Source organism: Mesorhizobium sp. B2-9-1 (genome assembly GCF_006439455.1).
In the GTDB taxonomy this organism is placed as follows: Bacteria; Pseudomonadota; Alphaproteobacteria; order Rhizobiales; family Rhizobiaceae; genus Mesorhizobium.
Window position 1 is genome coordinate 1 of the sequence record NZ_VFTP01000022.1, and the last position, 15006, is coordinate 15006.

Annotated in this window: 27 protein-coding genes and 1 pseudogene; all 28 read left to right on the forward strand. The window is 63.0% G+C overall.

The window, feature by feature from the left end; all coding sequences use genetic code 11:
* Positions 1–84: pseudogene (locus FJW05_RS24795) on the forward strand (elongation factor Tu); the annotation flags it as partial.
* A gap of 69 nt (positions 85–153) precedes the next feature.
* Complete coding sequence (gene rpsJ, locus FJW05_RS24800) at positions 154–462, forward strand: 30S ribosomal protein S10 (protein WP_006205468.1); 309 nt, start codon at positions 154–156, stop codon at positions 460–462.
* A gap of 61 nt (positions 463–523) precedes the next feature.
* Complete coding sequence (gene rplC, locus FJW05_RS24805) at positions 524–1240, forward strand: 50S ribosomal protein L3 (protein WP_095765515.1); 717 nt, start codon at positions 524–526, stop codon at positions 1238–1240.
* Complete coding sequence (gene rplD, locus FJW05_RS24810; RefSeq protein WP_095765514.1) at positions 1240–1860, forward strand: 50S ribosomal protein L4; 621 nt, start codon at positions 1240–1242, stop codon at positions 1858–1860. The genes rplC and rplD overlap by 1 nt, the downstream gene beginning before the upstream one ends.
* On the forward strand, positions 1857–2150 hold the full coding sequence (locus tag FJW05_RS24815; protein ID WP_140544867.1) for a 50S ribosomal protein L23: 294 nt from the start codon (positions 1857–1859) through the stop codon (positions 2148–2150). Before rplD ends, FJW05_RS24815 begins: the two co-directional genes overlap by 4 nt.
* Before the next feature lie 22 nt (positions 2151–2172).
* Positions 2173–3006 carry a 50S ribosomal protein L2 gene (gene rplB, locus FJW05_RS24820; protein ID WP_126084116.1) on the forward strand — a complete coding sequence of 278 codons (834 nt, stop codon included), beginning with the start codon at positions 2173–2175 and terminating at the stop codon, positions 3004–3006.
* Positions 3007–3022: 16 nt separating this feature from the next.
* On the forward strand, positions 3023–3301 hold the full coding sequence (gene rpsS, locus FJW05_RS24825) for a 30S ribosomal protein S19 (RefSeq protein WP_006205463.1): 279 nt from the start codon (positions 3023–3025) through the stop codon (positions 3299–3301).
* 2 nt (positions 3302–3303) lie between these two features.
* Positions 3304–3693, forward strand: coding sequence for a 50S ribosomal protein L22 (gene rplV / locus FJW05_RS24830; RefSeq protein WP_006205462.1), 390 nt, complete (start codon positions 3304–3306; stop codon positions 3691–3693).
* Positions 3693–4427 (forward strand): 30S ribosomal protein S3, encoded by a 735-nt coding sequence (gene rpsC / locus FJW05_RS24835; protein WP_095765512.1) that lies wholly within the window; start codon positions 3693–3695, stop codon positions 4425–4427. Before rplV ends, rpsC begins: the two co-directional genes overlap by 1 nt.
* Before the next feature lie 27 nt (positions 4428–4454).
* Positions 4455–4868 carry a 50S ribosomal protein L16 gene (gene rplP, locus FJW05_RS24840; protein ID WP_027170364.1) on the forward strand — a complete coding sequence of 138 codons (414 nt, stop codon included), beginning with the start codon at positions 4455–4457 and terminating at the stop codon, positions 4866–4868.
* Positions 4869–4880: 12 nt separating this feature from the next.
* Positions 4881–5081, forward strand: a complete 201-nt coding sequence (rpmC, locus tag FJW05_RS24845; protein WP_042642190.1) for a 50S ribosomal protein L29 — start codon at positions 4881–4883, stop codon at positions 5079–5081.
* Positions 5082–5085: 4 nt separating this feature from the next.
* Entirely contained in the window at positions 5086–5325 is a 240-nt protein-coding gene (rpsQ, locus tag FJW05_RS24850; RefSeq protein WP_023675136.1) for a 30S ribosomal protein S17, read from the forward strand.
* An 81-nt stretch (positions 5326–5406) separates the two neighbouring features.
* Positions 5407–5775: a 50S ribosomal protein L14 gene (rplN, locus tag FJW05_RS24855; protein WP_006205457.1), complete on the forward strand. Its 369-nt coding sequence runs from the start codon at positions 5407–5409 to the stop codon at positions 5773–5775.
* Positions 5776–5787: 12 nt separating this feature from the next.
* Positions 5788–6102 (forward strand): 50S ribosomal protein L24, encoded by a 315-nt coding sequence (gene rplX / locus FJW05_RS24860; protein WP_095765510.1) that lies wholly within the window; start codon positions 5788–5790, stop codon positions 6100–6102.
* Positions 6095–6673, forward strand: a complete 579-nt coding sequence (gene rplE, locus FJW05_RS24865) for a 50S ribosomal protein L5 (RefSeq protein ID WP_036260373.1) — start codon at positions 6095–6097, stop codon at positions 6671–6673. The genes rplX and rplE overlap by 8 nt, the downstream gene beginning before the upstream one ends.
* Before the next feature lie 26 nt (positions 6674–6699).
* Positions 6700–7005, forward strand: a complete 306-nt coding sequence (rpsN, locus tag FJW05_RS24870) for a 30S ribosomal protein S14 (RefSeq protein WP_140544873.1) — start codon at positions 6700–6702, stop codon at positions 7003–7005.
* 12 nt (positions 7006–7017) lie between these two features.
* A complete protein-coding gene (gene rpsH / locus FJW05_RS24875) occupies positions 7018–7416 on the forward strand; it encodes a 30S ribosomal protein S8 (RefSeq protein WP_027170358.1) in 399 nt (132 codons plus the stop codon).
* 114 nt (positions 7417–7530) lie between these two features.
* Entirely contained in the window at positions 7531–8064 is a 534-nt protein-coding gene (gene rplF, locus FJW05_RS24880; RefSeq protein ID WP_140636499.1) for a 50S ribosomal protein L6, read from the forward strand.
* A 138-nt stretch (positions 8065–8202) separates the two neighbouring features.
* The gene (rplR, locus tag FJW05_RS24885) at positions 8203–8565 is read left to right on the forward strand and encodes a 50S ribosomal protein L18 (RefSeq protein WP_027170356.1); all 363 of its coding nucleotides are present in this window, start codon (positions 8203–8205) and stop codon (positions 8563–8565) included.
* Positions 8566–8714: 149 nt separating this feature from the next.
* A complete protein-coding gene (gene rpsE, locus FJW05_RS24890; protein WP_036260404.1) occupies positions 8715–9278 on the forward strand; it encodes a 30S ribosomal protein S5 in 564 nt (187 codons plus the stop codon).
* Between the two features lie 25 nt (positions 9279–9303).
* Entirely contained in the window at positions 9304–9501 is a 198-nt protein-coding gene (gene rpmD / locus FJW05_RS24895) for a 50S ribosomal protein L30 (RefSeq protein ID WP_027170355.1), read from the forward strand.
* A 22-nt stretch (positions 9502–9523) separates the two neighbouring features.
* Positions 9524–9997, forward strand: coding sequence for a 50S ribosomal protein L15 (gene rplO / locus FJW05_RS24900; RefSeq protein ID WP_095765506.1), 474 nt, complete (start codon positions 9524–9526; stop codon positions 9995–9997).
* Positions 9998–10253: 256 nt separating this feature from the next.
* Positions 10254–11594: a preprotein translocase subunit SecY gene (gene secY, locus FJW05_RS24905; RefSeq protein WP_140544879.1), complete on the forward strand. Its 1341-nt coding sequence runs from the start codon at positions 10254–10256 to the stop codon at positions 11592–11594.
* A complete protein-coding gene (locus FJW05_RS24910; protein ID WP_140636501.1) occupies positions 11591–12181 on the forward strand; it encodes an adenylate kinase in 591 nt (196 codons plus the stop codon). The genes secY and FJW05_RS24910 overlap by 4 nt, the downstream gene beginning before the upstream one ends.
* A 209-nt stretch (positions 12182–12390) precedes the next feature.
* Complete coding sequence (gene rpsM, locus FJW05_RS24915; RefSeq protein ID WP_027170351.1) at positions 12391–12759, forward strand: 30S ribosomal protein S13; 369 nt, start codon at positions 12391–12393, stop codon at positions 12757–12759.
* Between the two features lie 127 nt (positions 12760–12886).
* The gene (rpsK, locus tag FJW05_RS24920) at positions 12887–13276 is read left to right on the forward strand and encodes a 30S ribosomal protein S11 (protein WP_006205444.1); all 390 of its coding nucleotides are present in this window, start codon (positions 12887–12889) and stop codon (positions 13274–13276) included.
* A 97-nt stretch (positions 13277–13373) separates the two neighbouring features.
* On the forward strand, positions 13374–14384 hold the full coding sequence (locus FJW05_RS24925; protein WP_027170350.1) for a DNA-directed RNA polymerase subunit alpha: 1011 nt from the start codon (positions 13374–13376) through the stop codon (positions 14382–14384).
* A gap of 104 nt (positions 14385–14488) precedes the next feature.
* The gene (rplQ, locus tag FJW05_RS24930) at positions 14489–14920 is read left to right on the forward strand and encodes a 50S ribosomal protein L17 (RefSeq protein WP_140544883.1); all 432 of its coding nucleotides are present in this window, start codon (positions 14489–14491) and stop codon (positions 14918–14920) included.
* Positions 14921–15006: the final 86 nt, after the last annotated feature.

The following is a 15006-nucleotide window of genomic DNA, read 5'->3' on the forward strand; positions in this document are numbered from 1 at the left end:
GCGATGGAAGAGAAGCTGCGCTTCGCCATCCGTGAAGGCGGCCGCACCGTCGGTGCCGGCATCGTCGTCACCATCAAAGAGTAATTTGGACTGAAACCGATCTGTCGCGGGCGCGGGAGCTGCCCGCGCCGCGCCAGAACAAGGAATTGACGCATGAACGGACAGAATATCCGCATCCGCCTTAAGGCGTTTGACCACCGGGTGCTCGACGCCTCGACGCGCGAAATCGTGTCGACCGCCAAGCGCACCGGCGCCAACGTCCGCGGCCCCATCCCGCTGCCGACGCGGATCGAAAAATTCACGGTCAACCGGTCGCCCCACGTCGACAAGAAGAGCCGCGAACAGTTCGAGATGCGCACGCACAAGCGGCTGCTCGACATCGTCGATCCGACCCCGCAGACGGTCGATGCTTTGATGAAGCTCGATCTGGCCGCCGGTGTCGACGTCGAGATCAAGCTCTAAGGGAATAAGAGAGCGGTAAGGGGCGGTGCCCCTGGCCCGGAACTCTAAAGGAATTGAACCGATGCGTTCAGGTGTGATTGCAAAAAAGGTGGGAATGACCCGCATCTATAACGATGCCGGCGAACACGTTCCCGTCACCGTTCTCCAGATGGAGAACTGCCAGGTCGTGGCCCAGCGCACGCAGGAGAAGAACGGCTACACCGCCGTCCAGCTCGGCGTTGGCCTTGCCAAGGTGAAGAACACGTCGAAGGCGATGCGCGGCCATTTCGCCGCCGCTTCCGTCGAGCCGAAGGCCAAGGTCGCCGAGTTCCGCGTCTCCGCCGACAACATGATCGACGTCGGCGCCGAGCTGACCGTCGAGCATTTCGTCGCCGGCCAGAAGGTGGACGTCACCGGCACCTCGACCGGCAAGGGTTTCCAGGGCGTGATCAAGCGGCACCACATGGGCGGTGGCCGCGCCACGCACGGTAACTCGGTCTCGCACCGCACGCACGGCTCGACCGGCCAGCGCCAGGACCCCGGCAAGGTGTTCAAGGGCAAGAAGATGGCCGGCCACATGGGCGATACCCGCGTCACCACGCAGAACGTCGAGGTCGTCTCGACCGACGCCGATCGCGGCCTGATCCTGATCCGCGGCGCGGTTCCCGGCGTCAAGGGCGCATGGATCCTGGTTCGCGACGCCGCCAAGGTTGCGCTGCCGGCCAATGCGCCGAAGCCGGCCGCGATCCGCGCCGCTGCCGCCAAGAACGAAGCCCCGGCCACTGAGGGAGCCGAATAATGGATCTCAAGATCACAACGCTGGGCGGCAAGGACGCCGGCAAGGTGGAACTCTCCGAGGAGATTTTCGGCCTTGACCCGCGCGAGGACATCCTGCAGCGCGTCGTGCGCTGGCAGCTCGCCAAGAAGCAGCAGGGCACGCACAAGGCCAAGGGCCGCGCCGAAATCGCGCGCACCGGCGCCAAGATGTACAAGCAGAAGGGTACGGGCCGCGCCCGTCACCACTCGGCTCGCGCTCCGCAGTTCCGCGGCGGCGGCAAGGCACACGGCCCGGTCGTTCGCAGCCATGAGCACGAGCTGCCGAAGAAGGTCCGTGCGCTTGGCCTCAAGCACGCTCTCTCGGCCAAGGCCAAGAGCGCTTCGCTGATCATCGTCGACGAGCTGAAGCTCACCGAAGCCAAGACCAAGGCGCTGGTGGCGAATTTCGAGACGCTGGGGCTGACCAACGCCCTGGTGATCGGTGGCGCCGAGCTTGACCAGAACTTCAAGCTGGCGGCGACCAACATTCCGAACATCGACGTGCTGCCCATCCAGGGCATCAACGTCTACGACATTCTGCGCCGCGGCACGCTGGTCCTTTCGAAGGCCGCTGTCGAGGCTCTCGAGGAGCGCTTTAAATGACCGACCTCCGTCACTACGACGTGATCGTCTCGCCGGCGATCACCGAAAAGTCGACCATGGCTTCCGAGCAGAACCAGGTCGTCTTCAACGTCGCCAAGAAGGCGTCGAAGCCGGAAATCAAGGCTGCCGTGGAGGCTCTCTTCGGCGTCAAGGTGACGGCTGTGAACACGCTCGTCCGCAAGGGCAAGATCAAGCGCTTCCGCGGCACCGTTGGCCGCCAGGGCGACGTCAAGAAGGCGGTTGTGACGCTGGCCGAGGGCCAGTCGATCGACGTCGCGACGGGTCTCTGAGCAAGGCCGCGAGGACAGGACAATGGCACTTAAGAAATTCAACCCGGTAACGCCGAGCACCCGCCAGCTGGTCATCGTCGACCGCTCGGGCCTCTACAAGGGCAAGCCCGTCAAGGGCCTGACTGAAGGCCTGACCAAGTCGGGCGGCCGCAACAACTACGGCCGCATCACGGCCCGCTTCATCGGCGGCGGTCACAAGCGTTCGTACCGCATCATCGACTTCAAGCGTAAGAAGTACGACGTCGTCGGCACGGTCGAGCGTATCGAATACGATCCGAACCGCACCGCCTTCATCGCGCTGATCAAGTATGACGACGGCGAGCTGTCCTACATCCTGGCCCCGCAGCGTCTTGCTGCCGGCGACAAGATCGTGGCTGGCGAAGCGGTCGACGTGAAGCCGGGCAACGCGATGCCGCTGGCCTCGATGCCGGTCGGCACGATCGTCCATAACATCGAGCTGAAGCCGGGCAAGGGCGGCCAGGTCGCCCGTTCGGCTGGCGGTTACGCCCAGCTCGTCGGCCGCGACCAGGGCATGGCGATCCTGCGCCTCAACTCGGGCGAGCAGCGTGTCGTGCACGGTTCCTGCATGGCCACCGTCGGCGCCGTGTCGAACCCCGACCACGGCAACATCAACGACGGCAAGGCCGGTCGCACCGTTTGGCGCGGCAAGCGCCCGCACAATCGCGGCGTGGCCATGAACCCGGTCGACCATCCGCATGGCGGCGGCGAAGGCCGCACCTCGGGTGGCCGTCATCCGGTTTCGCCCTGGGGCAAGCCGACCAAGGGCAAGAAGACGCGGTCCAACAAGGCGACCGACAAGTTCATCCTGCGCTCGCGTCATCAGCGCAAGAGCTAAGAAGAGGTAACGCCAAGTGACTCGTTCGATTTGGAAAGGCCCCTTCATCGACGGCTACCTTCTCAAGAAGGTGGACAAGGTTCGTGAAGGTGGTCGCAATGAGGTGATCAAGATGTGGAGCCGTCGCTCCACCATCCTGCCGCAGTTCGTCGGCTTCACCTTCGGTGTCTACAACGGCCAGAAGCACGTTCCCGTCTCGGTGAACGAGGACATGGTCGGCCACAAGTTCGGTGAATTCGCTCCGACCCGGACCTATTACGGTCACGGCGCGGATAAGAAGGCGAAGAGGAAATAATCATGGGCAAGGCCAAAGCTCCGCGCAGGCTTGCTGATAACGAGGCGCGTGCCGTTCTGCGCACGATCCGCATCAGCCCGCAGAAGCTCAACCTGGTTGCCGCGCTGATCCGCGGCAAGAAGGTCGCGACAGCGCTTTCCGACCTCGAATTCTCGGCCAAGCGGATTTCCGGCACGGTCAAGAAGACGCTGGAATCGGCGATCGCCAATGCGGAAAACAATCACGACCTCGACGTCGACGCTCTGATCGTGGCGGAAGCCTATGTCGGCAAGTCGATCGTCATGAAGCGTTTCCACGCTCGTGGCCGCGGCCGCGCCAGCCGTATCGAAAAGCCGTTCTCGCACCTCACGATCGTCGTTCGTGAAGTCGAGGAAAAAGGGGAGGCCGCATAATGGGCCAGAAAGTCAATCCGATCGGGCTGCGTCTCGGCATCAACCGTACCTGGGATTCGCGCTGGTTCGCGAACACCGGCGAATACGGCCAGCTGCTGCACGAGGACCTCAAGATCCGCAAGTATCTCGAGAAGGAACTCAAGCAGGCCGCGATCTCGAAAGTCGTGATCGAGCGTCCGCACAAGAAGTGCCGCGTGACCATCCACGCCGCGCGTCCGGGCCTCATCATCGGCAAGAAGGGCGCCGACATCGAGAAGCTTCGCAAGAAGCTGACCGAGATGACGAAGTCCGAAACGCACCTCAACATCGTTGAAGTGCGCAAGCCGGAAATCGACGCTACGCTGGTCGCCCAGTCGATCGCCCAGCAGCTCGAGCGCCGCATCGCGTTCCGCCGCGCCATGAAGCGTGCCGTTCAATCGGCCATGCGTCTCGGCGCCGAAGGCATCCGCATCAACTGCTCCGGCCGTCTCGGCGGCGCCGAGATCGCGCGCATGGAGTGGTACCGCGAAGGCCGCGTGCCGCTGCATACGTTGCGCGCCGACGTCGACTACGGCACGGCCGAGGCGAACACGGCCTACGGCATCTGCGGCGTCAAGGTGTGGGTGTTCAAGGGCGAGATCCTCGAGCATGACCCGATGGCTTCCGAGCGCCGTGCAACCGAAGGCGATGCCGCGCATGGCGGCGGCGGTGCTGGCGGTGAGCGCGAACGCGGCCGCCGTCGCGAGAACGCCTGAGACATTTGAGAATTTGGAGTTAGAACGATGCTGCAGCCAAAGCGCACAAAGTTCCGCAAGCAGTTCAAGGGCCGTATCCACGGTACCGCCAAGGGCGGCACCAATCTGGATTTCGGCGGTTTCGGGCTGAAGGCGCTTGAGCCGAACCGCGTCACCGCGCGCGAGATCGAGGCGGCCCGCCGCGCGATCACCCGCGAGATGAAGCGCGCCGGCCGCGTCTGGATCCGGGTGTTCCCGGACCTGCCGGTCACCTCGAAGCCGACCGAAGTCCGCATGGGTAAGGGCAAGGGCGCCGTCGACTACTGGGCGGCGCGCGTCAAGCCCGGCCGTATCATGTTCGAGATCGACGGCGTCAGCGAGGAGACCGCTCGTGAAGCGCTGCGTCTCGGCGCCGCCAAGCTCTCGGTCAAGACGCGCTTCGTGCAGCGCATCGCAGAATAAGGACAGGCGATCATGAAAGCCGAAGACATCCGGACCAAGACCCAGGATCAGCTGACCGACGACCTGGCCGCTCTCAAGAAGGAGCAGTTCAACCTGCGCTTCCAGAAGGCCACCGGCCAGCTCGAAAAGACCGCGCGCGTGAAGCAGGTCCGCAAGGACATCGCGCGCATCAAGACCATCGCCGCGGAAAAAGCCGCGGCCAAGAAGGGTTAAGACCATGCCAAAGCGCATCCTGCAGGGCACCGTCGTCAGCGACAAGAACGAGAAGACGGTCGTGGTCAAGGTCGAGCGTCGCTTCACGCATCCCGTGATGAAGAAGACCGTGCGCATGACCAAGAAGTACAAGGCGCACGACGAGAACAACGCCCACAAGGTCGGCGACCAGGTGTTCATCCAGGAATCGAAGCCGATTTCCAAGGACAAGCGCTGGGTTGTCGTCTCTTCGGATCAGGCTTGATCCGGGCGACGAACCGAATTTTGGACAGACCGGGGAGGGGTGAAGAACCCGTCCCGTTAGAAAAGAAGAAGGCGGCCAGTCATGATTCAGATGCAAACAAACCTCGACGTCGCGGATAATTCCGGCGCCCGTCGTGTCATGTGCATCAAGGTGCTGGGCGGCTCGAAGCGGAAATACGCCTCCGTCGGCGACATCATCGTGGTGTCGATCAAGGAAGCCATTCCGCGCGGCCGCGTTAAGAAGGGCGATGTGATGAAGGCGGTCGTGGTTCGCACGGCCAAGGACATCCGCCGCCCGGACGGCAGCGTGATCCGTTTCGACAAGAACGCGGCCGTTCTCGTCGACAATAAGAAAGAGCCGATCGGCACCCGTATCTTCGGACCGGTTCCGCGCGAGTTGCGCGCCAAGAACCACATGAAGATCATCTCGCTCGCGCCTGAAGTGCTGTAAGGAGCCGGACCAATGCAAAAGATCAAAAAAGGCGACAAGGTCGTCGTGCTTGCCGGCAAGGACAAGGGCCGTTCGGGCGAAGTCCTGTCGGTGCAGCCGAAGGAAGACACCGCGGTCGTCCGCGGCGTGAACCTCATTCGCCGTCACCAGAAGCAGACCCAGTCGCAAGAGGCTGGGATCATCACCAAGGAAGCGCCGATCCACCTGTCGAATATCGCGCTGGCCGACCCCAAGGACGGCAAGCCGACCCGCGTCGGCTTCACCATCCAGAAGGATGGCAAGAAGGTGCGCGTCGCCAAGCGTTCGGGAGAAGTCATCAATGGCTAAGGCTGAAACCAAGCAGGCAACTGCCAAGAACGAGCCGCGCCTCAAGAAGGTCTACAACGAGACCATCCGCAAGGCGATGCAGGAGCAGTTCGGCTACGACAACGACATGCAGGTTCCGCGCATCGACAAGATCGTGCTGAACATGGGTGTCGGCGAAGCAACCGCGGACTCCAAGAAGCCCTCGGTCGCGGCCGAGGATCTCGCGATGATCGCCGGCCAGAAGGCCGTCGTCACCCGCGCCCGCAACTCGATTGCCGGCTTCAAGGTGCGCGAGAACATGCCGATCGGCGCCAAGGTCACGCTGCGCAAGGAACGCATGTACGAGTTCCTCGACCGCCTCGTGAACATCGCGCTGCCGCGCGTTCGCGACTTCCGCGGGCTGAACCCGAAGAGCTTTGACGGCCGTGGCAACTACGCCATGGGCATCAAGGAACACATCGTGTTCCCGGAGATCAACTACGACAAGGTTGATCAGGTCTGGGGCATGGACGTCATCGTTTGTACGACGGCGAAGACGGACGACGAGGCTAGAGCGCTGCTCAAGGCCTTCAACTTCCCCTTCCGCCAGTAACGGCAGCGAAAAAGGAAACATCTGAAATGGCAAAGACCAGCTCAGTCGAGAAGAACAACCGGCGCCGCAAGCTCGCCGACCAGTACGCCGCCAGGCGCGCGGCGCTCAAGGCCATCATCATGGATCAGTCCCAGCCGATGGAAGAGCGTTTTCGCGCCCAGTTGAAGCTTTCGGCGCTGCCGCGCAACTCGGCAAAGATCCGCATCCGTAACCGCTGCGAGGTGACGGGCCGTCCGCGCGCCTATTATCGCAAGCTGAAGCTTTCGCGTATCGCGCTTCGCGATCTTGGCAATACCGGCCAGATCCCGGGCCTGGTCAAGTCGAGCTGGTAAGGAGACACTGAGATGTCATTGAGCGATCCTCTCGGCGATATGCTGACCCGCATCCGCAACGCCTATGGCCGCAAGAAGTCGAGCGTTTCGACCCCGGCCTCGCGCCTGCGTGCCCGCGTCCTCGAAGTGCTGAAGTCGGAAGGCTATATCCGCGACTACAGCCAGACCGACTTCGAAAACGGCAAGTCGGAAATCGAGATTGAGCTGAAATATTTCGACGGTGCCCCGGTTGTGCGCGAGATTGCGCGCGTCTCGAAGCCTGGCCGTCGCGTCTATGTCTCGGCCAAGTCGATCCCGCACGTCGCCAACGGCCTCGGCATCGCCATCCTTTCGACGCCGAAGGGCGTCATGGCCGACCATGAAGCGCGCGAGCAGAATGTCGGCGGCGAAATCCTCTGCCAGATATTCTAGGGGCGAATGGTCAATGGTGAATAGTGAATGGTGAAACTGCGCGGAACTTCGACCGGGCTATTCACCATTTTACCATTCACCATTCACAGCAGTTAAGGAAAGAAGGAGACAACGATGTCTCGTATCGGAAAGAAACCCGTTTCGCTGCCGCAAGGCGTGACCGCGTCCGTCAACGGCCAGACCGTGACGGCGAAGGGCCCCAAGGGCGAGCTGAACTTCGTGGTGAACGACGAAGTGCTGGTGAAGATGGTGAACAACGAGATCTCCGTCGAGCCGCGCGACCAGACCAAGACCGCCCGCTCCAAGTGGGGCATGTCGCGCACGCAGATCGTCAACATCCTGCAGGGCGTAAAGGACGGCTTCGAGAAGAAGCTCGAGATCACCGGCGTCGGCTATCGTGCGGCGTTGCAGGGCAAGAACCTGCAACTGGCGCTCGGCTTCAGCCACGACGTGGTCTATCAGACGCCGCAGGGCATCACCATTACGGTGCCGAAGCCGACCGAAATCACGGTGTCGGGCATCGACAAGCAGCAGGTCGGCCAGGTCGCCGCCGAGATCCGCGAATATCGCGGTCCCGAGCCTTACAAGGGCAAGGGCGTGCGCTATGCCAACGAGCGCATCGTGCGCAAGGAAGGCAAGAAGAAGTAATAGGCCTGGCCTCGAGAAGTTGCAGACTTTTCGGAAAGGGCCAAGCCGCAGATGTGTAACGCCGCGGGGAGCGGCCGCGGGAGGCTTGGCCTACCGCACAGGGTTGCCCCCGTTTTCTGAAGGCAAGGAACTGACATTATGGCAAGCCCCAAAGAAACCATCCAGCGCCGCGCGCAGCGCGTGCGCCGCCAGCTGAAGAAGGTCGCCGGCGAGCGTCCGAGGCTTTCGGTGCACCGCACCTCGAAGAACATCTACGTGCAGGTGATCGACGACGCCAACGGCCATACGCTCGCCGCCGCCTCGACGCTGGAGAAGGACCTCAAGGGTTCGCTCAAGACCGGCGCCGACACCGCAGCCGCGGCCGCGGTCGGCAAGCTGATCGCCGAGCGTGCCACGAAGGCCGGGGTCAAGGAAGTCGTCTTCGACCGCGGCCCGTACATCTATCACGGCCGCGTCAAGGCGCTGGCCGAGGCTGCCCGCGAAGGCGGTCTCAGCTTCTAATGCTTGATCCCGAACCGAGAGGTCCGCGCAGCGAAAAGTTGCAGACTTTTCGGATAAGATCATGCAAAGGAAAAGTTCGCCGCTGACGACCCGAATGAGGCGTCGGCAAACAGCAACCCGTGCTTCCGGAAAAGAACAAGGAACAGGATATGGCACAGGAACGTAGGGATGGCGGCCGCGGCCGCGAGCGCGAAGAGCGCGACGACGGTATGGTGGACAAGCTCGTCCACATCAACCGCGTCGCCAAGGTGGTGAAGGGCGGCCGTCGTTTCGGCTTTGCCGCTCTCGTCGTCGTTGGCGACCAGAAGGGCCGCGTCGGCTTCGGCCACGGCAAGGCGCGCGAAGTGCCGGAAGCGATCCGCAAGGCGACCGAGTCGGCCAAGCGCGACATGATCTTCGTGCCGCTGCGTTCGGGCCGCACGCTGCATCACGACGTCGAGGGCCGCTGGGGCGCCGGACGCGTTCTGCTGCGCGCCGCCAAGCAGGGTACCGGCATCATCGCCGGCGGTCCGATGCGCGCCGTCTTCGAGACGCTCGGCATGCATGACGTGGTCGCCAAGTCGATGGGTTCGTCGAACCCCTACAACATGGTTCGCGCCACCTTCGACGCGCTGAAGAGCCAGATGCATCCGAAGGATGTGGCTGCCGCGCGCGGCATCAAGTACTCGACCCTTCAGGCCCGCCGCGGCACCGCCGTTGCGGCTGAAGAATAGTCGACGCTGACCAGGGATTTCGACCATGGCCAAGAAAGCTACCAAGACCATCACCGTCGAGCAGATCGGCTCCCCGATCCGCCGGCCGAAGGAGCAGCGCGCGACGCTGGTCGGCCTCGGCCTGAACAAGATGCACAAGCGGCGCACGCTGGAAGATACCCCTTCGGTGCGCGGCATGATCGCCGCCGTCCAGCACCTCGTCCGCGTCGTGGACGAGGCCTGAACGGAAGGGCAGGAGAAGAAACATGAAACTCAACGATCTGCGTGACAAGGACGGCGCGACGCACTCCAAGAAGCGTCTCGGCCGCGGCATCGGTTCCGGCTCGGGCAAGACCGCCGGTCGCGGCGTCAAGGGCCAGAAGGCCCGCTCCGGCGTTGCCATCAACGGCTTCGAGGGTGGCCAGATGCCGCTCTACCGGCGCCTGCCGAAGCGTGGCTTCAACAACATCTTCGCCAAGAGCTTCACGGTCGTGTCGCTGGCCCGCATCCAGGCTGCTGTCGACGCCAAGAAGCTCGACGCCAAGGCGACCGTGACGGCCGAGGCCCTGGTTGCCGCCGGCGTCATCCGCCGCGCCAAGGACGGCGTGCGCGTGCTCTCCGACGGCGAACTCAAGGCCAAGCTGTCCTTCGACGTCGCCGGCGCCTCCAAGGCCGCGATCGAGAAGATCGAGAAGGCCGGCGGTTCGGTGAAGCTGCCGGAAGCGGCCGCCGCCGAGTAACGGCGATTTGAAGCGCGGCCGACCGGGATGATTTCGCATATTCCGTCGAACCGCGCTTTGACCGGATGAATTGGGCGGCCGCGTCAACGCGGCCGCTTGCATGTTTACGGTCCCGAGCTTATCTCGTGAGCTTCGGTGACACGCGCCGCCTGAGCTGCGGCATCGAGCGCGACGTAGAAATCAAAGAAGTAGAGCATGATGTCGTCCGAAAACCGCTCCACATTTTTCGGCATCGTGCTCTAGCGGAGAATCAGGCATGGCCTCGGCTGCTGAACAACTAGCCTCCAATCTGAATTTCGCGGCCTTCGCCAAGGCCGAGGATCTCAAGAAGCGCATCTGGTTCACCATCGGCGCGCTGCTCGTCTACCGCCTCGGCACCTATATCCCGCTTCCCGGCATCAACCCCGATGCTTTCGCCCAGGCCTTCTCCTCGCAGAGCAAGGGCGTGCTCGGCATGTTCAACATGTTCGCCGGCGGCGCCGTGCAGCGCATGGCGATCTTCGCGCTGGGCATCATGCCCTACATCTCCGCCTCCATCATCATGCAGCTGATGACCTCGGTCATCCCGTCGCTGGAAACGCTGAAGAAGGAAGGCGAGCAGGGCCGCAAGATCATCAACCAGTACACGCGCTACGGCACCGTGCTCCTGGCGCTGATCCAGGCCTACGGCATTTCGATCGGCCTCGAGGGCGGCAACGGCATCGTCAACGATCCCGGCATGTTCTTCCGCATCTCGACAGTCGTCACGCTGGTCGGCGGCACCATGTTCCTGATGTGGCTCGGCGAGCAGATCACCGCGCGCGGCATCGGCAACGGCATTTCGCTGATCATCTTCTCCGGCATCGTCGCCGGCCTGCCGCGTGCGATCTCCGGCACGCTGGAGCTCGGCCGTACCGGCGCGCTGTCGACGGGCCTCATCCTCGCGATCATCGTGCTGGCCATTATCGTCATTGCGCTCATCGTCTTCTTCGAACGCGCGCAGCGGCGCCTGCTCATCCAGTATCCCAAGCGCCAGGTCGGCAATCGCATGTTCCAGGGCGATACCTCGCATTTGCCGCTGAAGCTCAACACCTCCGGCGTCATCCCGCCGATCTTCGCGTCCTCGCTGCTGCTTCTGCCGGCGACCGTGGCGGGCTTCTCGCAGGCGACCAACCTGCCGGCCTGGGCAAGCACGATCCTCGCTTCGCTCGGCCACGGCCAGCCGCTCTACATGATCTTCTATGCGGGCATGATCGTCTTCTTCGCCTTCTTCTACACGGCGATCGTCTTCAACCCGAAGGACACGGCCGACCAGCTCAAGAAGCACTCCGGCTTCATCCCGGGCTATCGTCCGGGCGAGCGTACCGCCGACTATATCGACTATGTTCTGACGCGCGTAACCGTCATCGGCGCCATTTACCTGGTGCTGGTCTGTCTGCTGCCGGAGTTCCTGATTTCGGCGACTGGCGTACCTTTCTACCTCGGTGGCACATCGCTTCTGATCGTGGTCAGTGTCACGCTCGATACGGTGGCGCAGATTCAGGGTCACCTGATCGCGCACCAGTATGAGGGCCTGATCAAGAAGTCGAAGTTGCGCGGGGGGAAGAGGAGCAGATGAGGCTGATTTTGCTTGGGCCGCCAGGAGCGGGCAAGGGGACACAAGCACAAAGACTGGTTGAAAAACACGGCATCCCCCAGCTCTCGACGGGTGACATGCTGCGTGCCGCCGTCCAGGCCGGAACCGAGGTCGGCAAGCGTGCCAAGGCGGTGATGGATGCCGGTGAGCTGGTCTCGGATGCGATCGTCAACGCCATCGTCGCCGAGCGTATCGATCAGCCGGATTGCGCCAAGGGATTCATCCTCGACGGCTATCCGCGCACGCTGATCCAGGCCGACGCGGTCGAGGCCATGCTTGCCGAACGCGGCATAGCGCTCGACACCGTCATCGAGCTCGTCGTCGACGACAAGGCGTTGGTTGGCCGAATCGTCAAACGCGCCGAAGACGCCAAGGTCGCCGGCCAGCCGGTGCGCAAGGACGACAATCCGGCGGTGTTCGAAGAGCGCCTGCGCGAATACTACAAGAAGACGGCGCCGCTGATCGGCTACTACTACGCCAAAGGTAGGCTCAAGACCGTCGACGGCATGGCCAGTATCGATGCGGTGACCGCCGAGATCGGCAAGGCCCTCGCGGCTGCGGTGAAGTAGACCGGGTCGACAATTAAAGATTGCGCTTGACTAGGATGGGCCGTTGGGGTATGGCGGCCCGTCTTCCTATCAGGCATGGACTTTGCTTGCCCTTGCGGGCAAGGCATCCGCTTTGAACCAGGAAACTCCCGCAAGGGCCGGCCTCCACCGGACGCGGGGCAACTTCGACAGCGCCGGCTTGTCCGGCCCAAATGGAGAAAGAGAAGAAAATGGCTCGTATAGCCGGCGTCAACATTCCGACCAACAAGCGCGTCGTCATCGCGCTTCAGTACATTCACGGCATCGGCAAGAAGTTTGCCCAGGAGATCGTCGACAAGGTCGGCATCCCGGCGGACCGCCGCGTCAACCAGCTGACCGACGCGGAAGTGCTGCAGATCCGCGAGACGATCGACCGCGACTACCAGGTCGAAGGCGACCTGCGCCGCGAAGTCTCGATGAACATCAAGCGGCTCATGGACCTCGGCTGCTACCGCGGCCTGCGTCACCGTCGCTCGCTGCCGGTCCGCGGCCAGCGCACGCATACCAACGCCCGCACCCGCAAGGGCCCGGCCAAGGCGATCGCCGGCAAGAAGAAGTAATTGAGCGAATAGCGAGTAGCGGTTAGCGAGTAGGGGACCCTATTCGCTATTCCCTACTCACTACTCGCTTTTCCAAGGTGGAGCCGCTGGCATTACGGCGGTGTAGAGATCAACTGAAAGGAATACCATGGCCAAGGAAGCCGCTCGTGTTCGCCGTCGCGAACGCAAGAACATTTCGTCGGGCGTTGCCCACGTCAATTCGACCTTCAACAACACCATGATCACCATCACCGACGCGCAGGGCAATTCGATCGCCTGGTCGTCGGCCGGTGCCCAGGGTTTCAAGGGTTCGCGCAAGTCGACCCCGTTCGCAGCCCAGATGGCTGCCGAGGACGTCGCCAAGAAGGCGCAGGAACACGGCATGCGCATGCTCGAAGTCGAGGTCTGCGGACCCGGCTCCGGTCGTGAATCGGCGCTCCGCGCGCTGCAGGCGGCGGGCTTCACCATCACCTCGATCCGTGACGTGACGCCGATCCCGCACAATGGCTGCCGTCCGCGCAAGAAGCGCCGCGTCTGATTTTTAAACGCCGCGCGAACGCCAAGGCGTTCCTCCGCGGTTTTCCGTGTCGCCCGCCACGATTGGATGGTGGCGGGGCAAAGGAAGGAAGACTTTTATGATCCAGAAAAACTGGCAGGAACTGATCAAGCCGAACAAGATCGAGTTCTCGTCGAAGAAGAAGACGCTGACCACGCTGGTGGCCGAGCCGCTCGAACGCGGCTTTGGCCTGACGCTGGGCAACGCGCTGCGGCGTGTGCTTTTGTCTTCGTTGCGCGGCGCGGCTGTCACCGCCGTGCAGATCGACGGCGTGCTGCATGAATTCTCGTCCATCGCCGGCGTGCGCGAGGACGTGACCGACATCGTGCTCAACATCAAGGAAATTGCCATCCGCATGGAAGGCGATGGCCCCAAGCGCATGGTCGTGCGCAAGCAGGGCCCGGGCGCAGTGCTCGCCGGCGACATCCAGACGGTCGGCGACGTGGAGATCCTCAACCCCGACCACGTCATCTGCACGCTGGACGAGGGCGCCGAGATCCGCATGGAGTTCACCGTCGACACCGGCAAGGGCTATGTGCCGGCCGAGCGCAACCGCGCCGAGGACGCGCCGATCGGGCTGATCCCGGTCGACAGCCTCTATTCGCCGGTCAAGAAGGTCTCCTACAAGGTCGAGAATACCCGCGAGGGCCAGGTTCTCGACTATGACAAGCTGACCATGACGATCGAGACCAACGGCTCGATCTCGGGCGAGGACGCGGTCGCTTTCGCCGCCCGCATCCTGCAGGACCAGCTTGGCCTGTTCGTCAACTTCGACGAGCCGCAGAAGGAAGTCGCCACCGAGGCCGTCACCGAGCTCGCCTTCAACCCGGCGCTGCTCAAGAAGGTCGACGAGCTCGAGCTTTCGGTGCGTTCGGCCAACTGCCTGAAGAACGACAACATCGTCTACATCGGCGACCTGATCCAGAAGACCGAAGCCGAGATGCTGCGCACCCCGAACTTCGGCCGCAAGTCGCTGAACGAGATCAAGGAAGTGCTGGCGGCCATGGGCCTCCATCTCGGCATGGAAGTGCCGGACTGGCCGCCGGAAAACATCGAAGACCTCGCCAAGCGTTACGAAGACCAATATTGAGCATGAATTCCAAGGATCGGCGGCGAGAGCCGCTCGATCCGACGGTCATGCGGAAAACCATCAGAGGCCGTGGCCTCTTGAACAACTGAAGAAGGAAAAGAGCCATGCGCCACGGTTTCAAAGGCCGTCGTTTCGCCCGCAGCATCAGCCACCGCAAGTCGATGTTCGCCAATCTCGCCGTCTCGCTGATCGAGCACGAGCAGATCGTCACCACCTTGCCGAAGGCGAAGGACCTGCGTCCGATCGTCGAGAAGCTCGTGACGCTCGGCAAGCGCGGCGACCTGCACGCCCGCCGCCAGGTGATCGCGCAGATCGGCAATGAAGGCGTCGTCAAGCGCCTGTTCGAGACCATCGCCCCGCGCTACGCCACCCGCAATGGCGGCTATCTGCGCATCATGAAGGCGGGCTTCCGCAAGGGCGACAACGCCGCGATGGCGGTGATCGAATTCGTCGATCGCGATACCTCGGCCAAGGGCGCCGCCGACCGCGCCCGCATAGAGGCTGAGGGCGCCAACGAGGAAGCCGCGGCCGCCTGAGGTCGCTGTTTCGCCAATGACTTCGAGGGGCCTGCGGGCCCCTTTTTGCATTTGGATCAGGTCTGAGCGGGGTGAGCGGAATTTCA